This is a genomic window from Rossellomorea aquimaris (assembly GCF_008180865.1).
GTDB lineage: Bacteria > Bacillota > Bacilli > Bacillales > Bacillaceae_B > Rossellomorea > Rossellomorea yichunensis.
This window is the reverse complement of the sequence record NZ_VTEX01000001.1, coordinates 295242-321083: the sequence shown is the minus strand read 5'-3', so window position 1 is coordinate 321083 and position 25842 is coordinate 295242. Positions and strand designations below refer to the sequence as shown.

Annotated in this window: 32 protein-coding genes, 1 tRNA gene and 1 riboswitch; of the genes, 11 read left to right on the top strand and 22 right to left on the bottom strand. The window is 39.8% G+C overall.

What is annotated here, in order from left to right:
* Window positions 1-17 precede the first annotated feature (17 nt).
* The gene (locus FZC88_RS01670) at window positions 18-2231 is read right to left on the bottom strand and encodes a ribonucleoside-diphosphate reductase subunit alpha (RefSeq protein WP_397541171.1); all 2214 of its coding nucleotides are present in this window, start codon (window positions 2229-2231) and stop codon (window positions 18-20) included.
* 181 nt (window positions 2232-2412) lie between these two features.
* Window positions 2413-2593, bottom strand: a riboswitch (cobalamin riboswitch).
* A 657-nt stretch (window positions 2594-3250) separates the two neighbouring features.
* Between FZC88_RS01670 and FZC88_RS01665 the strand changes: the two genes are divergently transcribed.
* Both FZC88_RS01665 and FZC88_RS23815 read left to right on the top strand, forming a co-directional pair.
* The gene (locus tag FZC88_RS01665) at window positions 3251-4027 is read left to right on the top strand and encodes a SurA N-terminal domain-containing protein (RefSeq protein ID WP_148993425.1); all 777 of its coding nucleotides are present in this window, start codon (window positions 3251-3253) and stop codon (window positions 4025-4027) included.
* A 122-nt stretch (window positions 4028-4149) separates the two neighbouring features.
* Window positions 4150-4326, top strand: a complete 177-nt coding sequence (locus FZC88_RS23815) for a hypothetical protein (protein ID WP_187443482.1) — start codon at window positions 4150-4152, stop codon at window positions 4324-4326.
* A 48-nt stretch (window positions 4327-4374) separates the two neighbouring features.
* Here the strand turns inward: FZC88_RS23815 and gndA are convergent, their stop codons facing one another.
* Window positions 4375-5787 (bottom strand): NADP-dependent phosphogluconate dehydrogenase, encoded by a 1413-nt coding sequence (gene gndA, locus FZC88_RS01660; protein WP_148968502.1) that lies wholly within the window; start codon window positions 5785-5787, stop codon window positions 4375-4377.
* Between the two features lie 164 nt (window positions 5788-5951).
* Between gndA and FZC88_RS01655 the strand changes: the two genes are divergently transcribed.
* Window positions 5952-6809 (top strand): MurR/RpiR family transcriptional regulator, encoded by an 858-nt coding sequence (locus FZC88_RS01655; RefSeq protein WP_148993424.1) that lies wholly within the window; start codon window positions 5952-5954, stop codon window positions 6807-6809.
* Window positions 6810-6853: 44 nt separating this feature from the next.
* On the opposite strand, the gene FZC88_RS01650 is transcribed toward FZC88_RS01655, so the two are convergent.
* The gene (locus FZC88_RS01650; protein WP_148993423.1) at window positions 6854-7144 is read right to left on the bottom strand and encodes a nucleotide pyrophosphohydrolase; all 291 of its coding nucleotides are present in this window, start codon (window positions 7142-7144) and stop codon (window positions 6854-6856) included.
* Between the two features lie 209 nt (window positions 7145-7353).
* Here FZC88_RS01650 and FZC88_RS24290 point away from each other — a divergent pair, with 209 nt between their 5' ends.
* A complete protein-coding gene (locus FZC88_RS24290) occupies window positions 7354-7479 on the top strand; it encodes a hypothetical protein (RefSeq protein WP_262371602.1) in 126 nt (41 codons plus the stop codon).
* Window positions 7480-7638: 159 nt separating this feature from the next.
* On the opposite strand, the gene FZC88_RS01645 is transcribed toward FZC88_RS24290, so the two are convergent.
* Entirely contained in the window at window positions 7639-7839 is a 201-nt protein-coding gene (locus FZC88_RS01645) for a cold-shock protein (protein ID WP_034763533.1), read from the bottom strand.
* Window positions 7840-8180: 341 nt separating this feature from the next.
* Between FZC88_RS01645 and FZC88_RS23810 the strand changes: the two genes are divergently transcribed.
* Complete coding sequence (locus tag FZC88_RS23810) at window positions 8181-8354, top strand: hypothetical protein (protein ID WP_187443481.1); 174 nt, start codon at window positions 8181-8183, stop codon at window positions 8352-8354.
* Window positions 8355-8544: 190 nt separating this feature from the next.
* Here FZC88_RS23810 and FZC88_RS01640 read toward each other — a convergent pair.
* A tRNA-Val gene (locus FZC88_RS01640) sits at window positions 8545-8616 on the bottom strand.
* Window positions 8617-8765: 149 nt separating this feature from the next.
* Between FZC88_RS01640 and FZC88_RS01635 the strand changes: the two genes are divergently transcribed.
* Window positions 8766-8990, top strand: coding sequence for a WYL domain-containing protein (locus FZC88_RS01635; protein ID WP_148993422.1), 225 nt, complete (start codon window positions 8766-8768; stop codon window positions 8988-8990).
* Between the two features lie 57 nt (window positions 8991-9047).
* Here FZC88_RS01635 and FZC88_RS01630 read toward each other — a convergent pair whose 3' ends face one another.
* The 4 genes from FZC88_RS01630 to FZC88_RS01615 all read right to left on the bottom strand — a co-directional run bounded on the left by FZC88_RS01630 (window position 9048) and on the right by FZC88_RS01615 (window position 13521).
* Complete coding sequence (locus tag FZC88_RS01630) at window positions 9048-11033, bottom strand: TRAP transporter permease (protein ID WP_148993421.1); 1986 nt, start codon at window positions 11031-11033, stop codon at window positions 9048-9050.
* Complete coding sequence (locus tag FZC88_RS01625) at window positions 11020-11538, bottom strand: DUF1850 domain-containing protein (RefSeq protein ID WP_148968498.1); 519 nt, start codon at window positions 11536-11538, stop codon at window positions 11020-11022. Before FZC88_RS01625 ends, FZC88_RS01630 begins: the two co-directional genes overlap by 14 nt.
* Before the next feature lie 120 nt (window positions 11539-11658).
* Window positions 11659-12651 (bottom strand): TAXI family TRAP transporter solute-binding subunit, encoded by a 993-nt coding sequence (locus FZC88_RS01620; RefSeq protein WP_148968497.1) that lies wholly within the window; start codon window positions 12649-12651, stop codon window positions 11659-11661.
* Between the two features lie 315 nt (window positions 12652-12966).
* Window positions 12967-13521, bottom strand: coding sequence for a phosphatidylglycerophosphatase A family protein (locus tag FZC88_RS01615; RefSeq protein WP_148993420.1), 555 nt, complete (start codon window positions 13519-13521; stop codon window positions 12967-12969).
* Between the two features lie 151 nt (window positions 13522-13672).
* On the opposite strand from FZC88_RS01615, the gene FZC88_RS01610 reads away from it, so the two are divergent.
* The 4 genes from FZC88_RS01610 to FZC88_RS01595 all read left to right on the top strand — a co-directional run bounded on the left by FZC88_RS01610 (window position 13673) and on the right by FZC88_RS01595 (window position 16317).
* On the top strand, window positions 13673-14398 hold the full coding sequence (locus FZC88_RS01610) for an alpha/beta hydrolase (protein ID WP_148968495.1): 726 nt from the start codon (window positions 13673-13675) through the stop codon (window positions 14396-14398).
* A gap of 170 nt (window positions 14399-14568) precedes the next feature.
* The gene (locus FZC88_RS01605) at window positions 14569-15087 is read left to right on the top strand and encodes a YjcG family protein (protein ID WP_148968494.1); all 519 of its coding nucleotides are present in this window, start codon (window positions 14569-14571) and stop codon (window positions 15085-15087) included.
* 3 nt (window positions 15088-15090) lie between these two features.
* The gene (locus FZC88_RS01600) at window positions 15091-15513 is read left to right on the top strand and encodes a GNAT family N-acetyltransferase (protein ID WP_148993419.1); all 423 of its coding nucleotides are present in this window, start codon (window positions 15091-15093) and stop codon (window positions 15511-15513) included.
* 129 nt (window positions 15514-15642) lie between these two features.
* Window positions 15643-16317: a DUF421 domain-containing protein gene (locus tag FZC88_RS01595; protein WP_148993418.1), complete on the top strand. Its 675-nt coding sequence runs from the start codon at window positions 15643-15645 to the stop codon at window positions 16315-16317.
* Here FZC88_RS01595 and FZC88_RS01590 read toward each other — a convergent pair.
* The 10 genes from FZC88_RS01590 to FZC88_RS01545 all read right to left on the bottom strand — a co-directional run bounded on the left by FZC88_RS01590 (window position 16314) and on the right by FZC88_RS01545 (window position 22751).
* Window positions 16314-17210, bottom strand: coding sequence for an MBL fold metallo-hydrolase (locus FZC88_RS01590; protein ID WP_148993417.1), 897 nt, complete (start codon window positions 17208-17210; stop codon window positions 16314-16316). The genes FZC88_RS01595 and FZC88_RS01590 overlap by 4 nt on opposite strands.
* A gap of 109 nt (window positions 17211-17319) precedes the next feature.
* Window positions 17320-17598, bottom strand: coding sequence for a hypothetical protein (locus FZC88_RS01585; RefSeq protein ID WP_148993416.1), 279 nt, complete (start codon window positions 17596-17598; stop codon window positions 17320-17322).
* 217 nt (window positions 17599-17815) lie between these two features.
* The gene (spoVIF, locus tag FZC88_RS01580) at window positions 17816-18076 is read right to left on the bottom strand and encodes a sporulation-specific transcription regulator SpoVIF (RefSeq protein WP_113970022.1); all 261 of its coding nucleotides are present in this window, start codon (window positions 18074-18076) and stop codon (window positions 17816-17818) included.
* Window positions 18077-18888: 812 nt separating this feature from the next.
* Window positions 18889-19005 (bottom strand): YjcZ family sporulation protein, encoded by a 117-nt coding sequence (locus FZC88_RS01575; RefSeq protein WP_082051146.1) that lies wholly within the window; start codon window positions 19003-19005, stop codon window positions 18889-18891.
* A 79-nt stretch (window positions 19006-19084) separates the two neighbouring features.
* The gene (locus FZC88_RS01570; protein ID WP_148993415.1) at window positions 19085-19777 is read right to left on the bottom strand and encodes a DUF421 domain-containing protein; all 693 of its coding nucleotides are present in this window, start codon (window positions 19775-19777) and stop codon (window positions 19085-19087) included.
* Between the two features lie 15 nt (window positions 19778-19792).
* The gene (gene spoVAE, locus FZC88_RS01565; protein WP_044337663.1) at window positions 19793-20149 is read right to left on the bottom strand and encodes a stage V sporulation protein AE; all 357 of its coding nucleotides are present in this window, start codon (window positions 20147-20149) and stop codon (window positions 19793-19795) included.
* 18 nt (window positions 20150-20167) lie between these two features.
* A complete protein-coding gene (gene spoVAD, locus FZC88_RS01560) occupies window positions 20168-21184 on the bottom strand; it encodes a stage V sporulation protein AD (protein WP_148993414.1) in 1017 nt (338 codons plus the stop codon).
* A complete protein-coding gene (gene spoVAC, locus FZC88_RS01555; RefSeq protein WP_148993413.1) occupies window positions 21184-21654 on the bottom strand; it encodes a stage V sporulation protein AC in 471 nt (156 codons plus the stop codon). Before spoVAC ends, spoVAD begins: the two co-directional genes overlap by 1 nt.
* 12 nt (window positions 21655-21666) lie before the next feature.
* The gene (locus tag FZC88_RS01550) at window positions 21667-22134 is read right to left on the bottom strand and encodes a sporulation protein (RefSeq protein WP_148993412.1); all 468 of its coding nucleotides are present in this window, start codon (window positions 22132-22134) and stop codon (window positions 21667-21669) included.
* Between the two features lie 266 nt (window positions 22135-22400).
* Window positions 22401-22751: a DUF1360 domain-containing protein gene (locus tag FZC88_RS01545; RefSeq protein WP_148993411.1), complete on the bottom strand. Its 351-nt coding sequence runs from the start codon at window positions 22749-22751 to the stop codon at window positions 22401-22403.
* 127 nt (window positions 22752-22878) lie between these two features.
* Here FZC88_RS01545 and FZC88_RS01540 point away from each other — a divergent pair, with 127 nt between their 5' ends.
* Window positions 22879-23364, top strand: coding sequence for a CotY/CotZ family spore coat protein (locus FZC88_RS01540; protein WP_148968484.1), 486 nt, complete (start codon window positions 22879-22881; stop codon window positions 23362-23364).
* 47 nt (window positions 23365-23411) lie between these two features.
* On the opposite strand, the gene FZC88_RS01535 is transcribed toward FZC88_RS01540, so the two are convergent.
* The 3 genes from FZC88_RS01535 to FZC88_RS01525 form a co-directional block, all read right to left on the bottom strand.
* The gene (locus FZC88_RS01535) at window positions 23412-23969 is read right to left on the bottom strand and encodes a CotO family spore coat protein (RefSeq protein ID WP_187443480.1); all 558 of its coding nucleotides are present in this window, start codon (window positions 23967-23969) and stop codon (window positions 23412-23414) included.
* Window positions 23970-24116: 147 nt separating this feature from the next.
* Window positions 24117-24893, bottom strand: coding sequence for an enoyl-ACP reductase FabI (gene fabI, locus FZC88_RS01530; RefSeq protein WP_148968482.1), 777 nt, complete (start codon window positions 24891-24893; stop codon window positions 24117-24119).
* Between the two features lie 81 nt (window positions 24894-24974).
* A complete protein-coding gene (locus FZC88_RS01525; RefSeq protein ID WP_187443479.1) occupies window positions 24975-25460 on the bottom strand; it encodes a DinB family protein in 486 nt (161 codons plus the stop codon).
* Between the last annotated feature and the right edge of the window lie 382 nt (window positions 25461-25842).

The window sequence follows — 25842 nt, the reverse complement described above, 5'->3', positions numbered from 1 at the left end:
TATCATCTTCCTCCCAGTCAGCTATGGCAGCTTTCACATTCATCGAAATTTGAAACTGATGTCGATCTCACATAGTAAGTCGTTTTCAATCCTGACTTCCATGCATCTAAATGAAGAGACAGCAACTCTATCGCCTTGATATCATTCCGCACATACAAGTTAAAAGATATTCCTTGATCTATATGTCGCTGTCTTTTCTCATTCTGTTTAATACTCCAGTGTTGATCTACGTTATAAGCCGTTTTGTAATACCAGGTCGTCTTTGGTGATAAATCAGGTGCTGTAACAGGAATCTTATAGTCTTTCTTTTCTTCCGAGTACTCTAATCTGAATAAAGGATCAATACTTGCTGTAGAACCGGCTATGATTGAAGTGGATGAATTGGGCGCAACGGCCATTAAATATCCGTTTCTGATTCCTCCTGAAGAGACATCATCCCTGAGTGAATCCCATCTCGGTCCGGAATATCCTTTCTTTGAAAAATACTCTCCAGTCGACCAGTCTGAGCCGCTGTAATATGGATAGGAGCCCTTTTCTTCCGCTAATTCATGACTGGCTTTGATCGTGTAATAAGCAACATCCTCGTACAGTGAATCACAATAATCAACTGCTTCATCGCTCTCCCATTTCAAACCTTTCAATGCAAGGAGATGATGCCATCCAAAGGTTCCTAATCCAATCCCTCTATAGCGCATGTTTGTCAGTTGGGCTTGCAGGACTGGAAGTTTATTAATATCAATGACATTATCAAGCAATCTCACTCCTATGGACACGACCCTTTCCAGCTCATCATCCATGATCGTTTTGGCTAAAGAAACAGATGCCAGATTACAGACGACATAATCCCCGGGAGATTTATAGGTAATGATTTTCCCGTCCTTTATGACCTCTTCTTCCATGACCGTCGCACTCATATTCTGGGAGATTTCCGTACATAAATTACTACAGTAAATCATTCCCTTATGCCCATTGGCATTTAGCCGATTGACAGTATCGCGGTAAAACATGTAGGGCGTTCCCGTTTCGAGCTGGGAAATCATGATCCTCTTGAAAATTTCAATCGCCGGAACCTCTTCCCTGGAAAGGCCGGGACATTCTACACACTCCCAATACTTATCTCTGAACGAACCTTCTCCTTCACGCTCATCAAAGAAATCTTCCAGGGAATATCCCATGACCATCCTCACTTCATGAGGATCAAATAGATACCAATCCCCTCTCTTTTCCACTTGTTCCATGAATAAATCCGGTAAGCTGACTCCAGTGAAAAGATCATGAGTTCGCTGCCTTTCATCACCATTATTTAAGCGTGTATCAAGAAAAGGAAAAATATCCTTATGCCATATATCCAAATAAACAGCTATCGCTCCTTGACGTTGACCTAATTGATCAACGGATACTGCTGTGTTATTTAATTGCTTCATCCATGGAATAACACCTGAACTTACTCCCTTGAAGCCTTTGATATTACTTCCCCTGCTCCGGACCTTCCCCAGATAAATACCGAGACCGCCACCGTTTTTACTTAGTGTGGAAACATCTGTATTACTGTCATAAATACTTCTTAAATCATCGGCTACCGTATCAATAAAGCAGCTGGATAACTGACCATGGCTTTTGCCGGCGTTAGCAAACGTAGGAGTTGCTACCGTCATATACAAATTAGACAGGGCCCAATAAGCTTCTTCAATAAGCGACAGTCGCTTATCACGGGGTTCGTTCATAAAGAGTGTCATGGCGATGATCAGAAATCGTTCCTGAGGTAATTCAAGGATTTCACCATCATGGGATTTAGTTAAATACCGCTCTGATAATGTGACGATCCCTATGTACGTAAACAGATGGTCTTTAGATGAATCCATGATCCTCCCCAAAGAGTCAATTTCATCTTTGCTATATGATTCCAATAGTGCTGGCGTATATAGTTTCCTTTCCGTCAATTCTTGTATTAATTCATAAAGGGAACTGTACAACAGGCTTTCTTCCACTCCCCTTGAATAAGCGATCGTACGATAGAGTTTCATTAAATATAATTCTGCTGCCACATACGTCCAATCAGGTTCATGGGCAGAGATACGTTCAACTGCAGTGAGGATCATGAAATGATAAAGCTTTTCTTTGCTCAATTCAGATTGACCCTCTGTATACTTAAAAGTCTTTTCATCGAATTCTTTAAAATGAAGTTGTGGAAAGCGACTGTGGAGATTTGTAAGAACCGCTTTTGCTTCCATTGTGATCCTTTGATCCTGTGATACGATTGACATCATCATTCCTCCCAAATTTATACAGTGTGGGAAGGATTCAAAAAAAGCCCATCCTATTAATCGGATGGGCTTTATGTACGAAAGATATATGAATAGACTAAAGGGCCTATTCCAATCCTCGCTTTATCCTCCCAATTCCCGAAGAAGATAACACGTGATAAACAAGGCAGGTCTCCTGACTCGTGCTTCGCCCTACTCTAAGGCCTTCCCATCGTATATGACAGTGGCAGTTCCTTATTTCGTCAGCACTTACAGTTGCGGGGACAGCTCCGGAGTCACACCGGATTCCCTTTTAAGTCCATTCAGACACCCTATTCACAGGTTATAATCAATATATAGTTTAAATAATTAAACAGAACACAAAATGTTGTGTTCTGTATCATCATAAACGATTAAAAACGAATTTACAAGTGAAACTATTCACTTTGTTTAGAAGGTGAAATCTTCTAATAGTATCACTCTATTCCCCTCTTAAAGTCAAGAGATGTAACATGTTGAACGAAAGGAAGGAAAACCCTTCCTTTGAAATATGCTTATAATTATTATTTTTCATGAAAAGACAAGAAGAATATTGAATACTGCCTTCAAAAGGACACTAGTCAGCCGACACCTCCCTAAATGTTAGTTGAAGAAAATGGAGCCACTCTCTATAATTCAAATAGAAGGTTGTTTGACAGTATTCTTTGGTCCCCAATATTTTTTATAGGCTGTTTAAATGGAGGAAAAGATCTCGATTTAAACAGCCTCTTTTTTTAGAAACCAGTTGAAAGTCTTTTTACATTATCATTTCTGTCCGGCAGTTGATAGTCGAATGTAACCGTATACATAATAGTGAAAAAGGGACCATATTGGTAATTCACTGTATTTCAACCTCATTACAATCTATACTTTTTGGTTTAAATACTTTCTTTTTACGGGCTTTTCCTTTAAAATGCGCATTAAGTGATTTTTTTGAAATCACACCTTACTTCTGAAAGGAGTCTATTATGAAAAAAATATTTACGACTTTACTATTAGCTTTATTAACGATTGGACTAGCCGCTTGCGGTTCGAACGAGGAGAGCCAAAAACAAGCTGACGATAAAGCGAAAACAGAAGAAAAAAGCGATGGACAGGCTCAGGAAGAGCAAGCGAAGCAAATGGAAGAAATGCAGAAGAAAATGGATGAGCAAAAGATTGAAAAAGACAAGATCGTTGCCATTGTAAACGACGAAAAAATTAAAGGTGAAGATTTCAATAACGTATTGACTCAATCACAAATGCAATATCAACAAATGGGTCAAGACCCAACAAGTAAAGATGCAGCAAAGAAAATCAAGGAACAAACAATTGATAGCCTGGTTGGACAAACACTTCTTATGCAGCAAGCTGATGAAAAAGGATATAAGGCATCAGAAGATGAAATCAATAAACAACTGGAAGAAGTTAAAAAGCAGTACGGCGATGACAAGAAGTTTGAAGACGCAATGAAAAAAGCCGGATTCACGATGGATGAGTTAAAAACTCAAATCGCTGAAAACATCAAATACACAAACTACGTTGAGAAAGAAATCAAAGTAGAACAAGTCTCTGAAGATGAAATGAAGAAATTTTACGATCAGTACGCAAGTCAGCAAGGTCAGGGCGAATCAAAAGAAGCACCAAAATTTGAAGAAGTTAAACCTCAAATCAAGACTCAGTTAGAACAACAGAAAAAACAAGAAAAACTTGTGCAACATGTAGAAGATTTAAAGAAAAATGCTAAAGTTGATATTAAAATCTAAAGCTCCATCAAAGAAAGCCACCTGCAGATAGGTGGCTTTCTTATGTTCCATTCCCCAGATGTTTTTCTCTGCTCACAAAGGGTATGGTATAACAACGAATTATTAAGGGAGGATGATGGAAAATGACGAAGAGGACCAATGACAACCCTGAACAAATCAATAAAGATCATGACGGCATTCTCGATCAGCATGAAAGTGAACAAAATGTGGATCCAATTCCCCTCGATGACTTAAAAAAAGAGCAGCGGGACGAGAAAAATAAGCATCATACGAAAGATGACTCATCAAGCAAAGAATAATAAGGTAATCGAAAGCCCTGTGGGATTCCCACAGGGCTTTCGTTCTTCTTATTTAGATAACCAATCTGTATGGAATGTTCCTTCTTTATCCACACGCTGATACGTATGAGCACCAAAGTAATCACGTTGGGCTTGAAGGAGGTTGGCAGGAAGTGACTCTGAGCGATAGCTGTCATAATACGCTAAAGCACTCGCAAGACCTGGTACAGGGATACCTAACTTAATGGCTGTAGCCACCACTTCTCTCGCTTCCTCCTGATAGTTTTCAACGATTTCCTTGAAATATGGATCCAGTAGTAAATTCGTCAATCCCGGTTCACGATCATAGGCTTTCTTGATTTCTTCCAGGAAGCCTGCACGGATGATGCACCCACCTCTGAAGATCATGGAAATTTCGCCGGGCTTCAGGTTCCAGTTATATTCATCGGAAGCAGATTGGAGCTGGGCGAAACCCTGTGCATATGAGCAAATTTTGCTTAAATATAACGCCTTGCGAATCATTTCGATAAACTCTTCTTTGTTACCGGAGAACTCCTTATTTCTTGGTCCTCTTAAGATTTTACTTGCCTTCACTCTTTCTTCCTTCATGGCAGAGATGAAACGGGCAAATACAGATTCAGTAATGATCGATAATGGTACACCTAACTCCAGTGCAGAAATACTCGTCCATTTCCCTGTTCCTTTCTGCCCTGCTGTATCCAGGATTACGTCAACAAGGGGTTTTCCTGTTTCTTCATCCACCTTTGTGAAAATATCCGCCGTGATTTCAATCAGGTAGCTGTCTAGCTCCCCGGCGTTCCATTCTTTAAATATCTCATGTAGCTCTGTTGCGCTTAAACCCAATACATTTTTCATAAGATAATACGCTTCACAGATAAGCTGCATATCACTGTACTCAATTCCATTATGGACCATTTTCACATAATGGCCAGATCCGTCCGGACCGATATATGTACTGCATGCATCGCCTTTTACCTTTGCCGCAATTGCTGTCAGGAAAGGCTCGACTAAATCGTATGCTTCCTTCTGACCGCTCGGCATGATAGCAGGACCGTATAAAGCGCCTTCTTCTCCACCTGAGACACCTGCACCGATGAAGTTGATTCCTTTTTCACCAAGTTCCTTATTACGGCGAACCGTATCTTCAAAGTATGTGTTTCCTCCATCAATTAGAATATCTCCCTGATCTAAATGAGGAAGCAATGATTCAATCGCTTTATCGGTAATATTACCGGCTGGAACCATTATCAATATTTTTCGTGGTGTTTCTAATGACTGGACAAACTCTTTTACATCGTGAGTACCGACCATTTTTTTATCTGGATGCTCTTCAAGTACTTCTCTTACCTTCTCATCAGACACATCATAAATGGAAACGGAATAGCCTCTGCTTTCGAAATTCAAAGCCAGACTCTTCCCCATCACTCCGACACCAGCTACTCCTATTTGTTGTTTATTCATATATTTATCATTCCTTTCACTTCGGGTAATAATATTTTCACCGTATATATTATAATACGAAATAATTTTCCGTGGTGGAATTTTATGAAATAATATTTTTTTATTTCATGAAGTAGGTTAAAATTATTTTCATGAAGATTTCGCTTAGAGGAGGTTTCCCCTGCATGAAAGAGGATAAAGTACAGCATTGTTTACCTCGTATCCGTTCCTATTACTCTCAATTCAGTGAAAAAGAAAAGATGATTGCAGATTTTATTATTGCTAATCCAGAAAAAATTATCCACTCCACTATCAGTGGTGTAGCAGAAGAACTGAACGTTGCAGATGCTACAGTCTTCCGTTTCTGTAAACGCCTGGGCTTTAAAGGCTACCAGGCAATGAAGATTTCCCTTGCATCCGACCTGGTGACACCTATAAAAGATATTCATGAAACAATCAATGAAGAGGACTCTGAAGGTGTTATTGCCCAAAAAGTGTTCAGGTCCAATATCAGGACATTAGAGGATTCTTTAAGCATGCTGAACGAGGAAATGTTTACGAAAGCTATTCGAGGGATGATAAGTGCCAGAAGAATAGAATTTTATGGTACGGGTGGATCGGGGTTTGTTGCCATGGATGCGCATCATAAGTTCCTCAGAACAGGCATGACCACTACTGCGTACAACGATTCCCATATGCAGCTGATCTCCGCTTCACAATTGACCGATGCTGATGTAATCGTCTTTATCTCTCATTCAGGATCGAACAAAGATTTATTGGAAGTATTGGACGTAGCGAAGAAAAATCGGGTAACGACCATCGCCATTACTCACTTTGCCAAATCACCTTTAAGCATCGGGGTCGACATTCCTCTATTTACAGTTTCTCAAGAAACCGAATATCGATCTGAAGCACTTGCTTCAAGAATCAGTCAGCTTAGTATTGTCGATGCCCTCTACGTTAACACCATGATGAAGAGAAAAGATCTATCCAAATCTTCCCTGAAAAAAATGCGTGACGCGATTTCCATTAAGAAAATATAATTGTAAAAAGGGACGGACCTTTTCAGGAGATCCGTCCCCAATCATTACTTCGGATACTTCAGTGCATTCTTTTCCAACTTCTCATATACTTCCTTTTCTAAGTCGATATCCATTTTATCAGCCAGCTGGACTAAATAAATCAGGACATCAGCCATTTCTTCTTTAATATTTTGACGTGTCGCTTCCACTGCTTCCCGGCTTGTTTTCCATTGGAAATTTTCCAGGAGTTCATTTGCCTCTAATGAAATAGAAATGGCAAGATCCTTTTCATTATGATTGGCATCCCAATTTCGTTCATCCCTAAACTCAATGACTTTTTCATACATTTGTTTCATCTACTCTCTCCCATTTCCCTTTGATCATTTACCGCTTCTTCACTATATCATGGGTGGAAAAAGGAATGTACGGTGATATTATGATTCCAGTCTTTCAAGGCGGAAATATCTCACCAAGTGTGTGTCTTTCCCTTTCTTACCAAGGATAAGGATGATTCACAGGTTAAGAATAAGAATGTACTGACTACTTACAAATGGGAGGAACAACGTTGACTAATAAAAATGATAATCGTGAACGAAAGAACAAATACCCAAACAATAAAAAAGGCGATACTGAATTCTCGAAAGAACTCAATATCCGCAGTGAAGTGACGAAGAAGGATTTAGGAAAATAAATTTTGGAGAATGTGAAGGCTGCTTTTTATAGCGGCCGATTTAATTGAGACATATTGGAAAGACGTCCTTAAATTTCTCAATATGTCACCGGTTACTTAAATATCTCCATAAAAAAACAGACTCACGAATGAGTCTGTTTTTGGAGTTGTAAAGTTAGATTATGCTTTACGTACGTTAGCTGCTTGTGGTCCACGAGCACCTTGTTCAACGTCGAAAGATACTTCTTGACCTTCGTCAAGAGATTTGAAACCTTCACCTTGGATCGCTGAGAAGTGTACGAATACGTCGTCTCCACCTTCTACTTCGATGAATCCGAAACCTTTTTCTGCGTTAAACCATTTTACTTTACCATTTTCCATGTTTGTTGCCTCCTAAAGTGCTTTACACACAATGTATTACTATTCTTGCGATATCAGGTGAAAAATCAAATCTTGTTCTTCCCTCGTATACCGGACAAAAATAATTCTTCTATAGAATAACAGTAATGAAACAAATAAGCAAGTTCTTCAACGAGAAGTTTTGAAAGTCAGACCTCTGACATAACCTTCCCCCATCAAATGGTCTTTGGATATGACTAACCATTACTACCTTCATGCACGTTAAAGCGCTACCATTATATTTATCGAGATTTATCACTAATGGGACTCTAAAATGAAGGGTAAACTATGGTATAATGAGAGAATATGAAAGGGAGTGCCCAATGAAATCCACAAAAAATCGGTTTAGTAATGGCGCAATGGTTACGATAAAGGAAACTGGCGAAACAGTGACAATATTGAAATGGCAATACGTAAAAAATATGAAACGATACTCATACATCGTAAAGGAACATCCTGGCACGTTTTATTTTGAGGAAGAATTAGAAATCAACTAAAAGAAGTGATCATATCTTAATATGATTTTGGCAAGGACTCTTACATGATCTCCAACAGAGTCCTTTTTACTTTGAAGGACAAGTCGGCGCAGGCCGTGTAACTTTGAGAATCCTTTATAAAGATTGATTTACATATTAAAGAAGAAGAAAGCCTGCATCTTTTAAATAAGATGCAGGCTTTCTTTATGTATGACCTGTGAGGGATTCGAACCCACGACCCCTTCCCTGTCAAGGAAGTGCTCTCCCACTGAGCTAACAAGTCGCGATGGAAGGTATATATTAAATTATAGTCATGATGAGAAAAATGTCAATCATTTTTTTGTTCTATTCATTTATATTCTGGGAATTCATGTATAAAGGAACATTTGTTCGCATATACTGTGAGTACACTTCCTGGAGAGGAGCCCACAAATGAATACGGTATTACAGCGCTCATTCATGGACCAACGCCCCATTGAAATTATCTATATGACTCCTGAATCCATTTGTACGAAAAGAAAAATCATCGTTAAAAAAATTGATGGGGATTTTATTCTGGCCTATTGCTTTCTACGAAAAGATTTCCGCAGATTCAGACTACATGATATTTTGGCCGCTTATCCTCTTCTTCCTTATAAGAAACGAACCATATCCTAATTGGAAACTAAAATACGTGAGGCTGACCTGGTAAAGGGTCAGCCTCACGTATTTTTTTTATGCTGTTGCTTTCTTTGGTGTTTTGTCTTCTCTTTTAATGAAGAATTGTAACGCAAGCATAACAGCAAATAATACTAAACCAATGATGTCTGTGCTTCCCTCCGGATAGATCAGCATTAAACCGGCTGCTACACAAAGGAAACGTTCAATCACATACACTCTTCTGTACCAATACCCAATCATTCCTGCCCCTATGGCCATCATTCCGGTTATTGCCGTAAAGACAACCCATAATAATCTCGGAATGGTTGTATCAATCATCAGCAACTCAGGTGACAGGACGAACATATACGGAATAATAAAGGCTGCAATCGCTAATTTAGCAGAATTGACACCGGTCCGTATTGGCTCTCCCCCTGACACCCCGGCGGCGGCAAATGCTGCAAGGGCCACCGGCGGCGTGATATCTGCAATGATACCAAAATAAAAGACAAATAAGTGAGCCGCTAACTCAGGTGCACCTAACAAGATGATCGCCGGTGCAGCGATTGTGGACGTGATTACGTAGTTGGCCGTTGTCGGTGATCCCATACCTAGCACAATCGATGCAATCATCGTAAATACCAGAGTCAGGATTAGTTTACCTTCTGATGAATTTGTTAGATCAGCAGCAAGATCAACTAACCCATTCGCAAGTGTCAGCCCTAACCCCGTTTTTGTCACTACGCCGACAATCATCCCTGCAGCCGCAGTTGCTACCGCTACGGAAAGCGCAGTACGTGCACCGTCTACGAGTGCGTCAACTGCATCTTTAAAGCCAATCCTTGTCTCTTTTCGAATCGCGCTAATCACGACCGTAGCAACAATTGACCAAAGTGCTGCACGCATAACACTCATACCGCTCACTAATAAAATAATGACTGTAAGAATCGGCATTAATAAGTAGATTTTCTTTAAAACTTCTTTACGATTAGGCATCTCTTCGTCCGAAAGACCGCGAAGACCGATTCGCTTCGCTTCAAAATGAGTCATAATCCAAATTCCTGTAAAATACAAAAGAGCAGGAATGGTGGCAGCCTTTGCGATATCCCAGTATGAGATGCCTCCAATGAATTCAACCATTAAGAATGCTGCAGCTCCCATGATTGGCGGCATTAACTGACCACCCGTTGAGGCCGCTGCCTCTACTCCACCTGCAAACTCTTTACGATAGCCAAGCTTTTTCATCATTGGAATGGTAAAGGAACCAGATGTTACAACGTTTGCAACGGAGCTCCCGCTGATCGTTCCTTGCAGGGCACTCGAGAAGATTGCAACCTTAGCAGGACCACCAGTGCGTTTACCGGCAATGGCAACAGCTAAATCATTAAAATATTGCCCTACGCCTGTTTTAACGAGGAAGGCCCCGAATAATAAGAATAGGAAGATGAAGGTTGCTGAAACATATAGTGGCGTGCCAAGGATCCCTTCGCTGGTAAAGAACATCGTCTTCACGATATCGTCCCAATCATATCCCCTGTGCGCAAGGAATCCAGGCATCAATCGACCATAATACATATAGAGAATGAAAGCAGATGCGATAATCGTGATGGGGAAACCGACTGCACGACGGGTTGCCTCCAATACTAAGATCATCGCAGCAAAACCAACATAAAAATCAAGTGATGTCATAATACCGACCCTGCTGACAATGTCATCTTGCATAATCGGCCAGTATGCACCAATTCCTACAGATATGACAGAGAGAACGACGTCATACCATGCCACTTTATCTTTTCGCAGATTCTTTTTCCTGGCAGGAAAAAGAAGAAAGACAAGTGACAAAGCAAACCCTAAATGAATCGATAATAATAATTGTCTAGGGATGAATTGAAAGATCGATGCGACTAATTGAAATAATGAAAATGCTAATAGACCATAGAAGATCACCCATTTAAACATTCCATGGTGCAGCTTTCTCGTTGATGATTCAGGATCATATTTTTCTAATAATTCTTGTTGTTGTTCAGAGGTTAATGATTCAAATTCTTTATCTTTTCCCAACAACGGTCACTCCTTTCCACTGATCATATAGTGTTTGTTTCTTTAAATGCATTCGAACGACAGACCCTTTATCGAAATAATCAGCTAAAGGATAGACTTTATCACCCAATATGAGTCGATGATTGGCAACCACTTGTCCGATTCGAATATCAATGTATGGAAACACTTTATTCATATTTGAAATTAAGTACTTTCCTTCTTCTGTCCTCTCGAAGGTTTCATTACCTTCTGCATTTGCAGGCATACCAATTGCAGTATCCTCATAAAGCAATTTTGTCTGTTGAATTTGGTTTGTAGATTGGCGGTAAAACTCTTCTACTTCTGAGAGATGAATAGAATGAGTGTAACGAACCGAAAATGTATGATTTTCAGGAAGTCTGAAAAGGACAGGATCACCTTCAGTACTCCTCGGCTCGATTACCAGGTATGTTTGAAAGGGAATAAAGATGATGAATAACAGAACAAGAATAATGAGAATTGTTCCTATGAATGAAATTTTCTTCATAACAAAGTCCCCACCATTCCATTTATTGCTGCTGTACTTAACATTTTTTTTGCCTATACCAAAACAAAAGAATAGACCGTTTTACGCGGCCTATCCCTTCGTCCATCTGCTGGTGTGGATCTATTCCATTGAAACGCCTTTTTCATCAAAGTATTTCTTCGCACCAGGATGTAATTCAATTCCCATACCTTTTAGTCCATCTTCAGCCTTGATTAACTCACCTTTAGCATGAGTGATTGCATCTGTATTTTCAAAGATGGCTTTTGTAACATCATAGATTACATCTTCGGAAATATCAGCATTTGTTACTAGCATTGCACGAACCGCAACGGTTGTAACTGCCTCATCGACTTTACTATACGTCCCTGAAGGAATTTCATCCTCAGAGTAGTATGGATATTTCTCGATCAGTTCACTGATTTTACCGGATTCAACCGGAACGATTGTGATATCTTCCGTTGCTGCCAATCCTTCAACCGCTCCGGTTGGAGTACCTGAAGTAATGAAAGCCGCATCGATTGTTCCATCCTGGATACCAGTAGTTGAATCGTCAAATGATAGATTACGTGCTTCTAAATCTTCTAGCGCAATTCCGTGAACCTCCAGGATTTGCTTCGCGTTCAGTAAAGTTCCAGAGCCTGCTTCACCGACAGAAACAACTTTCCCTTTCAGATCTTCAACGGACTTGATACCAGAATCCTTTGTTGTAACGATTTGAATCGTTTCAGGATATAGTGTGGCAATTCCTCTTGCGTTTTCTACTTTATTATCGCTGAACATTTCAGTTCCTTCAGATGCATAAGATGCGATATCGGTTTGTGTAAAAGCGATTTCAGTTTTACCATCTTTAATGGCCGCCATATTTTCAGCCGATGCCCCTGAAGTAGAAGCAGAGGATTTGATTCCTGTTTCGTCTTCAATGATCTTAGCGAATGTTCCGCCTAACGGGTAATATGTACCCCCTGTTCCACCTGTAGCAATCCCAATGAAGTCAACCTCTTTGTTACCTTCACCCTCAGATGATCCTCCACCTGATCCGCCGCCACATGCAGCAAGAATGACAGATAGAACTAGAAGTAGTGCAGTGCTTAGATAAAAACTGCGTTTTTTCATATTCTAATTCCCCCTATTAAATTTCTACTTTACCGAAATAATTGTAACACAGTCTGTAACAATCTTGTCAAATCAAATACATAAAATTTTAACAATTTTTATAAAAAAACCATTCTAGATCCATTACACACTGATTTAAATCTGTTGTACGGCTTGTTCTTGTCATGTCAATTATTTTACAAATGTATACAAAATGTATAAAGCGGTTACATTACCCCAATCATTTTTTCTTCCCCGACGCATGTTTGTCCACAGTAAAAAGACTGAAGAGGAATTATTCATCTTCAGTCCACCTGTTATATATCAGATAATGAGCTATCCAATCAATTCCTCATCCTCAAATTTCATCTTATCTTCCTCTGAAATATTTTCTTCACGGTCCCGTAGGCTATGTGCAATTCTCGAAGAAGCATTTGCCGCAATACTTGCGACGATATCATCTAAAAAGGTATGAACACCCTTCCCGTTCTTCGTATCCAGGTCACGGATGATACCGATTTTATTTTTATCCAAATGACCAAAAGTTGTAACAGCGATGCTTCCATATCCTAATGCTGCACCTAAAGCAATGGTCTCATCTACTCCAAACAACCCTTCATCTGTTTCTACAATCGATTGAAGTGGTTCGGAAAGCTTCTTCTCTTCAGCAAGTTGATCCAGTTCTACCCCTACAAGAATCGCATGCTGAATCTCTCTTTTTAACAACACTTTCTTCACACTTTCGATACAATCTTCCATATTTAACTCATGATTATATGGATACTGCATTTCATAGACGATTTCAGCAATATCTTCTATAGATACGCCTCTATCTTTCAGCCTCTGTAATGCAGCTTTCGTTACATCCCTTGAATGTACAGATTTATTCATTGAGATACCCCTTTCTGGACTGTCCAAAAACTTACATGAATTATATCATTCTTTTGAATTTTCGTATTGCAATCCGCTTTAGGGAATTATCGAGAAGAATATGATACAATCTTTCTGTAAACGTTCACACTGATTATAGGAGGCTATCGTCATGACAACCGCAAGAGGAACTGTAACCGAATTAAACCTCTTTAGTAAAGAACTGAATGAAGAGATTAAGATGCTCGTATACCTGCCAGCTACTTTTTCTCCCCTCTATAAATATTCTCTACTGATCACCCAGGATGGTAAGGACTACTTCCAGCTAGGAAGAATACCTCGACTGGCTGATGAACTTCTCGAAAATAGGGAAATAGAAAACATGATTATCGTGGGAGTTCCATATAAAGATGTTGAGGACCGGAGAAGAAAATACCATCCACATGGTGAAGAAAATGATGCTTACATTCGCTTTTTAGCACACGAGTTGGTCCCATATCTGGACGAGCATTACCCAACTTATCATATGGGAATGGGACGTGCCCTGGTTGGTGATTCATTAGGAGCCACAGTCTCATTGATGACTGCATTAAAATACCCAAATACATTTGGCAAGGTTCTTCTGCAGTCACCTTTCGTGAACGAGAAAGTGTTGGAAGCCGTAGAAAACTTCTCACAACCTCATTTGTTAAGCATTTACCATATCATCGGTAAACAGGAAACAGAGGTAAAAACGACGGACGGCAAAGTAAAAGACTTCTTAAAGCCAAACCGTAAGCTTCACGAGACATTCGATCAAAAAAGATTCTCTTCCTTTTACGATGAGTTCGACGGAGATCATACATGGAAACATTGGCAACCCGATTTGAGACGTGCTTTGAAGATGATGTTTAACTAAACCCCGAATAGGCAAGGGACCGCCCTTGCCTCTCCTTAAATGAATGCAGGGAGCTATCGAATCACTTTGATAAATGGAGATCCTATCCGTTCGCCCTATATTAAATTTTTGAAAAATTTGCTATACTATACATAATACAAAGATAGTTAAATAGAGGAGGATTGAAGAAAATGAATTATGGTATAGTCATTTTCCCATCGAAAAAGCTGCAAGATATCGCAAACTCTTATAGGAAACGTTATGATCCTCATTATGCATTGGTTCCACCACATTTGACTTTAAAGAATGTATTTAGTGCAGATGATGATCAAATCAAGGATATCGCTAATAAATTAAATGTTATTTCAAAGAAATACGATCCCTTCAATTTAAAAGTGTACAAAGTAAGTTCTTTTCAGCCTGTGAACAATGTAATCTATTTCAAGGTGAACTCCACTCCTGAACTGCAAGGTTTACACGATGACATGCATAGTCAAAACTTCATGGGTGACGAGCCGGAATTCGCTTTCGTTCCTCACATAACTGTCGCACAAAAGCTTTCAAATGATGAACACTCCGATATTTTCGGATCATTGCGTATGCTTGGAATCGATCATGAAGAAACCATCGACCGATTTCACTTGTTGTATCAATTAGAAAACGGCTCTTGGACAGTTTACGAAACCTTCCGTTTAGGAAAGGAAGAGTAAGAGTTGAAAGTCGAAGTTGCAAAAACAGAAGATCAGATCCAAGAGGTATTCAACATAAGAAAGACAGTGTTTGTGGAAGAACAAAAGGTTCCGCTCCAAGAAGAAATCGATGAATTCGAAAATGATTCCACTCATTTTGTTCTTTACGACCAAAAACATGCTGTAGGTGCAGGCCGTTTCCGTATTCTTGATGGACTTGGGAAAGTTGAAAGAATATGCGTTTTAGAATCCGTCAGGGGAAAAGGAGCCGGACGTGAAATCATGCTTGCCATTGAAAAATATGCGAAGCAAGAGAACTTATCCCTATTAAAGTTAAATGCACAGACATATGCAATCCCTTTTTATGAAGGCTTAGGCTACAAAGTTACATCTGATGAATTTCTGGACGCAGGAATCCCTCATAAAACAATGAAGAAGGATATCTAAAAGGAACAAGTAATTAAGCAGAACTGCTTAATTACTTGTTCCTTTTTTGTTTCCTGCAATTCATATTAAGAAGTATATTACAATATCAACTCGTCGATAATGGGAAAGTGTATGGGAAGGGGGATCCTCATGGGAATCACGTCAATTGCCATCGAGTTAATCGTAGGATATTTTGCCTTATTGATTCTTACAAAAATACTCGGTAAAACTCAAATCACTCAAATATCTGCCTTTGATTTCATTTCAGCATTAATTCTTGGTGAACTTGTAGGGAACTCCCTTTATGATGGAAAGATCACTGTACTTCCAATCCTTGCTGCCATTTTTATTTGGGGGAGTTTGATCTTTTTCACAGAGTATTTCACCCAGAAATCCAGAAGGTTTCGACATATGTTGGAAGGTACACCTGCCTTAGTCATCAATAAAGGGAAGATCAACTTCGATGAGCTGAAGAAAAATCATTTAGATCTGAATCAACTGCAGCATCTACTTCGTGCAAAAGATATTTTCTCAGTAAGGGAATGTGAATTTGCCCTTTTGGAGTCTGACGGTACGCTGAGTGTGATTAGAAAACCGCTTTATGAAATCGTACAGCGTCAAGACCTTAATATACCTGCAAAAAATGCTTCCCTTCCTCTTTCTTTAATTGTGGATGGAGAAATCGTTTACGATAATTTAAAGCTTGCCGAACAAAGGGAGGATTGGCTTTTAAGCGAAATAAAAAAACAAGGCTTCCTCTCCTCAAAGGACGTTATGTATGCTGAATGGGAAGAAGGAGAAAGCCTTTTAGTACAAGGTTATTAGTGGGGCTTAATGATGAGTTCATTGTTACTGATCGTGAACGATAAGAGTTTTTTTCGTTCAAGACTTGTAAGATAAGCTGTTACCGAAGTTCTGAACAAAAGCCATTGCCCTACATTTGATACAGTTATTTTGTGTAGATTCAAATACTCTTTCATGATCTTTTCAAAAGCAAAGCCTTCTTTACTTTCATTTACTAATGTCAGAAGAGAATTCATACGTTCTTCATGAAGATCGATATTCTCCTGAACTGTTTTCACAAAGTTTTCTTCATAATCCCCGTGTCCCGGAATCGCTCCTTTGCATGGTATGTGAAGGAGTTTTTCTAATGAATCCAGTGTTTGATCCGCATCGATGATAAACGGGATGACATGCTTTTCCAACGTATCCCTGCCAAAATAACTGTCCGCCGCGTATAAAACATCATCAACAAGCAGACCTACCTGACCATATGAATGACCCGGTAAGTCAATTACTTCAAAAGTGAAAGGACCAATACTATTCTCACCAATCTTCAACACATCATCAATGACCACTGATTGTCCTTCAAGAAACTTATTTCTCAAATCATTTATGGGATTAGCTCCATTAAATAGATATATCGGTTCCAGGATCGAATTCTCAATGATCGCTTTTTCAAGTTTTGGAGCAAACAATGAAGTCCCTTGTTTTTTCTTCAGGAAGTGAGCTCCTCCAAAATGATCTGCGTGGGCGTGGGTGATGACACAAAAATCCAAGGGCAGCCCTTCATTCGATAAGATTTTGATCACTTTCTTCATGGAAGAATCATCCAAACCACTGTCAATAAGAAGGCCCTTTCCTTCTTTAATGCAGTATCCAATGGTAACGCTCCCTGTAAATGCATAGCAATGCTCGGAAAGGTTTTGTAATTTCAAGTCATTACCTCCAAATATGTAAGGGACCCGATATCCGCAGTTAATTAAAAGATCCCATAAAGAATGCTCCTTTTGGGATCATCAACCTAAAAAAGCCCCTAAAACTTCTTTATACATATTCGTTAAAGTGCTTTCCTTTTCCTGTTAACCGCGCTAATAATGTTGTTGGGACGGATGGTTTAGAGAGTGCTTCATATGAAGTTTTGCGTTGATTTGATTGAAGTACATGATAGGACGATTCTGCTTCTTCAGTATTTGCTTGAGTATTATTTTTCATGGGCTTTACAGCTTGCACGGGGAAAAAGGTAAACGGATGTTTTTCAACTTTTATTTCTCGTTCCTGATACTGTTTATACTGATGGTGAGGAATTGGAGCAATGTATCCCATTTTCTTTACCTCCTTGGTATTAGTTACCCATATGGGGTTGATCCTTAAACTTTATTTAGGCTTTATAGATTCTAAGGGCTGTATCTATTTTGTTGATATATGTACCATTTCTGGATGAAAGTCTAATCACTTTTCCACCCTAGAAAATAGGAGAATTAACATAAAGTACGTGTTGGAACACACCTTTATGTCCATTCTCCTTTATTTTTTATAACTTTTATTTCTTCCCCTTGTTTAACATATTAGAGATGGTTCCAAAGTCTAATTGCTTTCCATCGTTCACAATCGACTGTACAATCTTATTTTCCATTTCCTTGTTTACTGGTTTATTGGCAATTTTAGATACTCGTTTTATGACGCTTCTAACGGTTGCTTCATCTTTGAAGTTTGCATTTTGTAATGAGTTCGCAAGCTCTAACACTTCGTTCATGTTTACGCCTGTCTTCTTCTCTAAATTCTTAAAAAAGTTATTATTCATTTCCATCACGCCTCCTTTTAACTATAAGCATCATATGTTAAAAACCCAGGAGCGTGATTATGAATTGATTTTTCTGAAGGTTTTACATGTTATTCTGTAATTTAGATTCACTATTAAAAAAATAGCTCTCTTTCGTTAATCTTGTTGCTATACTACACAGAGAAAGTAAGGCCGATGAGCAGCCTCATTGGGGTCTCACCCAATGGCATTGCATATCTTGCAAAAAAAGTGAACTTGAATTAGTGGTAGTGTGAAAACGTGACCGTTCCTTTTCGCGGGTAGGAAGTCGAGCCTCTATTTCCCGCAGGAGTCAATTGCCTTCCGCTACAATCCACTCTGTGCTTCTAATTTTGTCTTCCTAATAACGGATAGACAAATACAAAAAAAGCTCCTATAGTGATTATGTTAGCGTTTGTTCAAAAAACAAACTACCTACAAAGGAGCACAAATTTAACCTTATTATGATAGGTCAAAAATTAGTTAATTAGTAAATGTTTATCGTTATTACCTAACGTGGATTTAGCTTGTTTTATGACACTTTTTAACTCTGTCACAAAAAATCTATGAAAGATGGTGAGGGGAACTGCGCAGACTCCTGCGGAAGTACGGTCGTGCCGAGACCCCGTTCGGCTAAGCTGAGGAGGCTCGGCCGAACGCTAGCTGTAAGCGAAGCAGTTCCCCTCACCATCCAGCACTCTCTGATTGACAGAGCCCGAGCAGACCATATGTAAAATCAACAATCATTGTGAAAAGAGCGTAAAAACAAAAAGACAAAATCTCTCTAATGAGGATTCTGCCTTTTGTACCCCTTTCTAACAGAAGCTTGCTCCAACGATAATCAAGAGAATGAAAAGCACAACGATCAATACAAATGTTGAGCCATAACCGCCGCCGCCATATCCACAGCCACCGTATCCATATCCATACATATAATTTCACCTCTCTTTTACCTTTAGTCTCTTATAACATATGTATAGAGAGATCATTACGTATGGGCTTTTGGAGAATTTATTGTGTGTTTGTCCAATTGTACAGGTCGAATGTCAGGTTTCCTTCACGGTCAAGTTGGGCAAGAAAAATGGATTCAACTTGCAATTGTCTTTTGGCCAGTTCTTTTTGTAACCAGGGCAGGGGAAATCCTACTTCTCGCAGAGCCTCTTCATCTATTTCCCCATCTGAAATGACTGCTTGTGGAGGAGTGGACATTTGTGAGATCTTAAATACATCTTCTCGAACAAGCGGCCTTTTTTCTCTTTTGAGCAGAACACTTAGATCTCCGTTGGTATCCAATGACGCGAATTCCACATCTGCAGCTCTGAAAACGTCTTTCTTTCTCAATTGCTCAAGCAGTTCATCGACGGAATACTGTTCCTTCTTTAAAGCCTTCTCATCAATATTTCCATCCTTTATGAAAACTGTCGGCTTTCCCTCGGCGAATCGTCTAAATCGAACGCTCTTAAGAGAAAGAAAGGAGAAAATGAGTGGAAAGGAAAACCATAAAAAGATGCTCATCAGTCCTTCACTTAAAGGGAGGCCCAGATCCATGGAAAGTGTCCCTGCAATGCTCCCAACCGTGATCCCTGTAATGTATTCAAAAAATGACAATTTAGATAACTGCTTCTTCCCAAGTAACTTGGTTATTGCAAATAAGGAAAGTAAGATAAATATACTGCGTAACGCCACCTCTAAGTATTCAGGCATCGTTCTTCACCTCTATCATCCTTTTGGTTTGAAAAGGAGTGCCCCAATAAAACCGAATATGATCGCCGACGAGATCCCTGAGCTTGTGACTTCAAACATCCCGGTAAGGACTCCCACTATCCCATGTTCCTGTGATTCCTGCATGGCACCATTGACCAGGGCGTTACCGAAACTTGTGATGGGAATGGTCGCTCCTGCACCGGCAAAATCAATGAGAGGCTCGTACAATCCAAACCCTGAAAAGACCGCCCCTGCCACAACCAGTAAGCTTAGTGTATGGGCTGGAGTTAATTTAGCAACATCAAACAGTAATTGACCAATCACACAAATGATCCCGCCTATTGTAAAAGCCCAAAAAAACATCGCTAACACTTCGTTTCCTCCTTTCATTTACATATATTCGATGGATACCGCATGAGCAATACAAGGAATTGTTTCTCCTTGCTGAAATGTCAATGGTGATAACAAGGCTCCCGTCGCCACAACCAAGATGCGTTTATATGTTCCTTTTTTCATTTCATTTAATAGGTGACCGTACAGGACTGTAGCAGAACAGCCTGGGCCGCTCGCTCCGGATTGAACAGGCTGATTTTCTCCATAAATCAATAATCCGCAATCTTTAAACTGATGATCTGAGAAGTTGTACCCCTTTTCTTTCAGCATTTCAACAGCTGTATGCCTGCCAATTTTAGCCAGATCACCTGTGATGATCAAATCGTAATAAGAAGGATCTCTCCCCAGATCTTGAAAATGACCTGCAATCGTATCAGCAGCAGCTGGTGCCATGGCTCCTCCCATGTTAAAAGGATCTTTCAATCCCATATCCATCACCTTGCCGATGGTTGCAGAGGTTACTCTCGGTGTAGGGGTTGTAACAGACTTTCCTTCACCAATTACTGCAAAACCTGCACCTGTTACAGTCCACTGAGCTGTTGGAGGCTTTTGCCCCCCGTACTCAGTCGGGTACCGGAATTGTCTCTCAGTTGCGGAATTATGGCTGGATGCTCCTGTCACCACATGCTGAGCTCCATGATAGTTAACCAAGAATGCAGATAATGCCAAACCCTCCATCGACGTTGAGCATGCTCCGAATAATCCGAAGTATGGGATTCCATTGGTCCTGGCGGCAAAGCTTGATGGGGTGATTTGATTAATCAGATCACCCGTTAAGAAAAACTGTACATCGCTTTTTTGAAGTGACTGTTTTTCCAACGCAATTTGAACCGCATCTTCAATGAGAGTCCGATTGGCTTTTTCATATGTGGCCTGTCCCATCCAAAGGTCATCGTAAAACTGATCAAAGTCGGAAGCTAAGTTCCCTTTTTTTTCAAATGGACCGCCAACGACACCGGTAGACAAGATGGCCGGATGTGTAGGAAATACCCATGACCTTGAACCCTGAAGCATTAAATCACCCCCAATTGAATTAAGATTGTCTTGATTAATGCCACGACAAAGGCTGAAAATACTCCGAATACAATAACCGAACCAGCAAGCTTGAATATATTACCGCCTACCCCCAAGACATACCCTTCCGTTTTATGTTCGATGGCTGCTGATATAACTGAGTTTCCAAACCCGGTCACAGGGACAGCACTACCCGCTCCTGCGAATTGACCGATATGATCATACACGCCAAAGCCCGTGAGAAGCATTGATATAAATACCATAGTGGCAACAGTAGGATTTCCTGCCGTCTGCTCAGTGAAATTAAAGAAATAAATAAATACATACGTAATGGCCTGACCGATCAAGCAGAAGAATCCCCCCACAAAGAAAGCCTTTAGTACATTTTTAAGTAGTGGCCTCTTTGTTTCATATTGTTTTTCCAACAGTTCGTATTTTTTCTGTTCGGGCGTTTTTGGTGATTTCCCCACAAAACATTCCTCCTACGTCTTTTCCTTTTGAAGCTTCACAATATCCTGGAACTTCTTTTCCGCATCTTTCTTTGAAATCGAACCCCTCTTTAGCTTTTCCTTTAAACGGATGGTTTCAAGAAATATCTTGTAATCACTGGACAATATAAAGTCTTCATCCGGATATTTATCTTCTAAATAATGATCCATCTTCTTTTCGATCTTCTTCATATGAAACCTTTGCAGATGCTTCACTTTATATACCACGAGCGTTTCATCTTTTCCTTGTATGACCGCTACATCATAAAGCTCTTTCATTTTGGAGATTTCCCGTTTAATGGCATGACCATAACTGTCTGTTTCTGGGTTATCCACTAATTCAATGGGTGGTGGATCGGTTTTCTTCATTAGCGCAATCTTGCTGTCGTTTCCATCTTCCTTATTCGTGCACCCTATCAGGACGAGTAAAGTTAGTGGAACGATGATCCGTTTTTTGTTCATGACATATCCCTCTTTTATTTGTACTCATGCTTTATTTTTTTCATAAAGTCAGATTTTATGAAAAAAAAAAGACTGCCCATTTTGAGCAGCCTATCCTTTCTTCACTTTTGATCCACAACCGCACCCTTTTTTCTTGATGGGAGAATTTGTTGGTTTCTTGGTATTTACAGAAGAATACTTCATAATGATCGCCCTCCTTTACCATTCCCCTTACGACCATTATATGTGCGATAGTGCAAGCTTGTTTCCACTAATTACCTATTGAGCTACTCTCTTATCCAACTTTGTACAGCCGCCTCTAATATGGAAGCAATTCCAGCAACTGCCAATACTGTGATAAGCGGGATGAAAAATTGTGGAAAAAAAAGATTTCCTGCATATAGGAAAACAGCTACCCAAATACCTGTACACCAATAACATGATAATAGCTCCCCTATAAACCCTTTAATTCCATCTTGTTTCGGTAAAAGGAAAATTTCTTCCACCCCATCTTCTGACATTTCAGGTACTTCATCAAAAAAAGGAGACCTTAAGAATTCTGTTATTTTATCAAACACGATGAGGTGAGTCATTCTAAACACAGCAATTCCCAATATTATTATGTCAAGTATATCCATATTCCCACTCCTTATATAAACTATATCCCGCCCAATTTAGTCAAAAGGGGCATTTGTCCGTTACCCAATTTCCTCTTCTACAATATGTTATTAGTGTAGTGAAAATTATTTAAGGAGGAAAATTCTTATGGGTTGCGGTAATTACAGAAAAGATGACATTGCAGGTGCAAGAGACCGCGGTTGTGTATGCCTTGCTGTTCGAGCTATTAAAGATGTTCAAGATGCAGCAGATCAAGACTGTTTTGATTGTAAAAATGATTGTTTTCTTGAGCCATTAGGATCTTTGGTAAGTCCAGTTGGAAATGCACCAAATACTCGTGTTTTCAAACTTTATAATAAAAAAGGAGACCTATTCAAGGTTCACCCTAAACATTATTGCTGGAAAACACCTTACTTCCGTGTGAAGAATGTATTTGACGACTGCTGTGCTACACTTCAAGTACTGAAGAAAGTTCATGTTACAGGCGAAGACGTAGAATCAGAAGACGAATTAATGGGGTTAAACAATAACTTCATTTACGAATTGACTGGAGATTGTATCACAGTTGATCTGGATTGCTTCTGCGCTATTCAATGTATCGATGATGTAAGAGTAGAAGGAGTTTGTGACTAATCAGCAACGAGTATAAAAAGCCAGTCGGAAATTCCGGCTGGCTTCTTTTATTTCAATCCAATGATTTTGATCGCCTTTATAGAATTTCTTTTTAAAGTGACTTCTTCACCTTGAAACGTTTTTATATCTATGGATGCGCTATCGGCACTGGTTAATACGCCACGATACACCCCTTCTTCTGTTTGAAAGGCACATGGAAATGGGGCTCTCCCCATTATACTCTTCTGCATATATTCAATTTTCCCATCCATATCCAGATCTTTAAAAGGAGTAAGTGGTTTAAAGTAACCGTCATGTGAATGTACGAGTCCTGATTCACGTTGATTTGCTTCTTCACTATTAGTAGTCTCTTTTATAATGGACCGAACCTCTTTCGGTTCCCTTTTCACAATCGTATGGTACTCAGGCTGTTTTAACCTCCCTAATGGAGCAGCTTCAATCAACTCAGCGCTGTTCCTTTTCATTTCGATTGACTGCGTGTTTCTTTCTTCTCTTTCTGGTTGAACGATACTTGGCGAACCTCTATAGACTTCCTGCATGCTGCTTTTCACATCATTTAATCTGGGTTGATGTATATATAATAGTGGCTTTTTCTGTCTATTCAAACCTATCCCTCCTTACATTCTACATTTATATGTATGCAGGAACCGCCTATGAGTTTCTTATTAGCATAGATAAATACTATCTCTACATAACAAAAGAACCCTGGCTGCAGAAAGGTTTCTGCAGCCAGGGTTCCGTATGTCTATATTTCAACCTAATACATGATAACCGGAGTCTACATGCAGGTTCTCACCTGTAATCCCTCTTGAATAATCACTAAAAAGGAATACAGCTGTATCACCGACTTCTTCTTGTGTTGTATTGCGGCGGAGCGGAGCACGCTCTTCGATTTCTTTCAGTATGCTGTTGAAGTCACCTACACCTTTAGCAGACAGGGTGCGGATCGGTCCTGCAGAGATCGCGTTCACACGAATGCCGTGCTTTCCAAGATCGCTGGCAAGATATTTCACACTCGCTTCAAGAGATGCTTTTGCTACACCCATAACGTTGTAGTTTTGCATCACTCTCTCACCACCAAGGTATGTCATGGAAACGATGCTTCCACCTTCAGTCATAAGATCCTTCGCTACTTTAGCAACTGCTGTCAAGGAGTATGAGCTGATATTGTGAGCCAGAAGGAACCCGTCTCTTGTTGTGTTCATGTAATCACCAGCAAGCTCCTCTTTATTGGCAAAAGCGATACAGTGGGCAAGTCCGTGAATCACTCCGACTTCTTCCTTAATCGTTGCAAAGCATTTTTCGATGTCTTCATCACTTGTTACATCACAAGGCAACACTAATGAATCTTCCCCACCTTCCAAAGTCCCGGCAAGATCGCTAACCCCTTTTTCAAAACGCTCGCCTGCATATGTAAAGATCAAACGTGCACCTGATTGATGTAAGGAACGGGCAATCCCCCACGCTATACTGCGTTTATTCGCAACTCCCATAACGACATATGTTTTACCTTTTAATGAAAGAGTCATTGTAATCCTCCTATTTTATACATGTTATTAGTACCTGATACTAATTCTACAGTAATACACCATAAAAGAAAAGAAGAATTCCTACAGGATTCGCCTTTTTACTTCTTCGATTTGAACTAAATGCCTTTGTTCATGTTTACCGAGAAGCTCTAACACTTGCCATATGGGCATATCTCCAAATCGATGATGGTTCATGGATCGACTTTTCAAACCTTTTTCTGTGTATGATTCCAGGAAGCGTATAGTGAATGACCGGGATTCATCTAATGCTAGAATTAAATTTTCCTTTTTTTGAAACTCAGAAGTTGGTTCGATTGGTGCCTTCAGTTTTCTAGATGGATCATCGAATACGGATAAATCAGCTCTATTTTTACATGTTCCTGATTGATTTTCCGCTGACTCGAGAGCCAATGTTAAAAATCTTTTTTCAGCTCCTGCCAGGTGAAGAACAATTTGTGCTATGCTCCATTCCTCTGGCGAAGGCTTTTCATTCAGCTTCTCAACTGGTACCTCCATGAAGCTTCCTTTCAGCCTATCTCTGATTTCAATTACTTTTGATTCCCACATTTTCATGCCTCCCTTTAGTATTTCTCTCTTATTAGATATTAGTGGTAAGAGTGTAAACTCCTCTAAAAAATATTCTCTTTTCGCAAAGATTGTTGTTTTCTACCATAGAATCTGCCAGGGCTCTGTCAACCAGTGTGTGCTGGATGGTGAGGGGAACCGCTTCGCTTGCAGCTAGCGTACTGCCGAGCCTCCTCAGCTTAGCCGAACGGGGTCTCGGCACGCCCAAAATCCGCAGGAGTCTACGCAGTTCCCCTCACCATCTTTAACAGAATTTTCATGACAGAGCTTCAAGGTGTGCAAGAAAACAATGCAACAAGAAGAAATATTTCTTCTTCCTTAAAAGGAAAATCAATCTCTACTTACCTTAAATGAGATTGTTTGC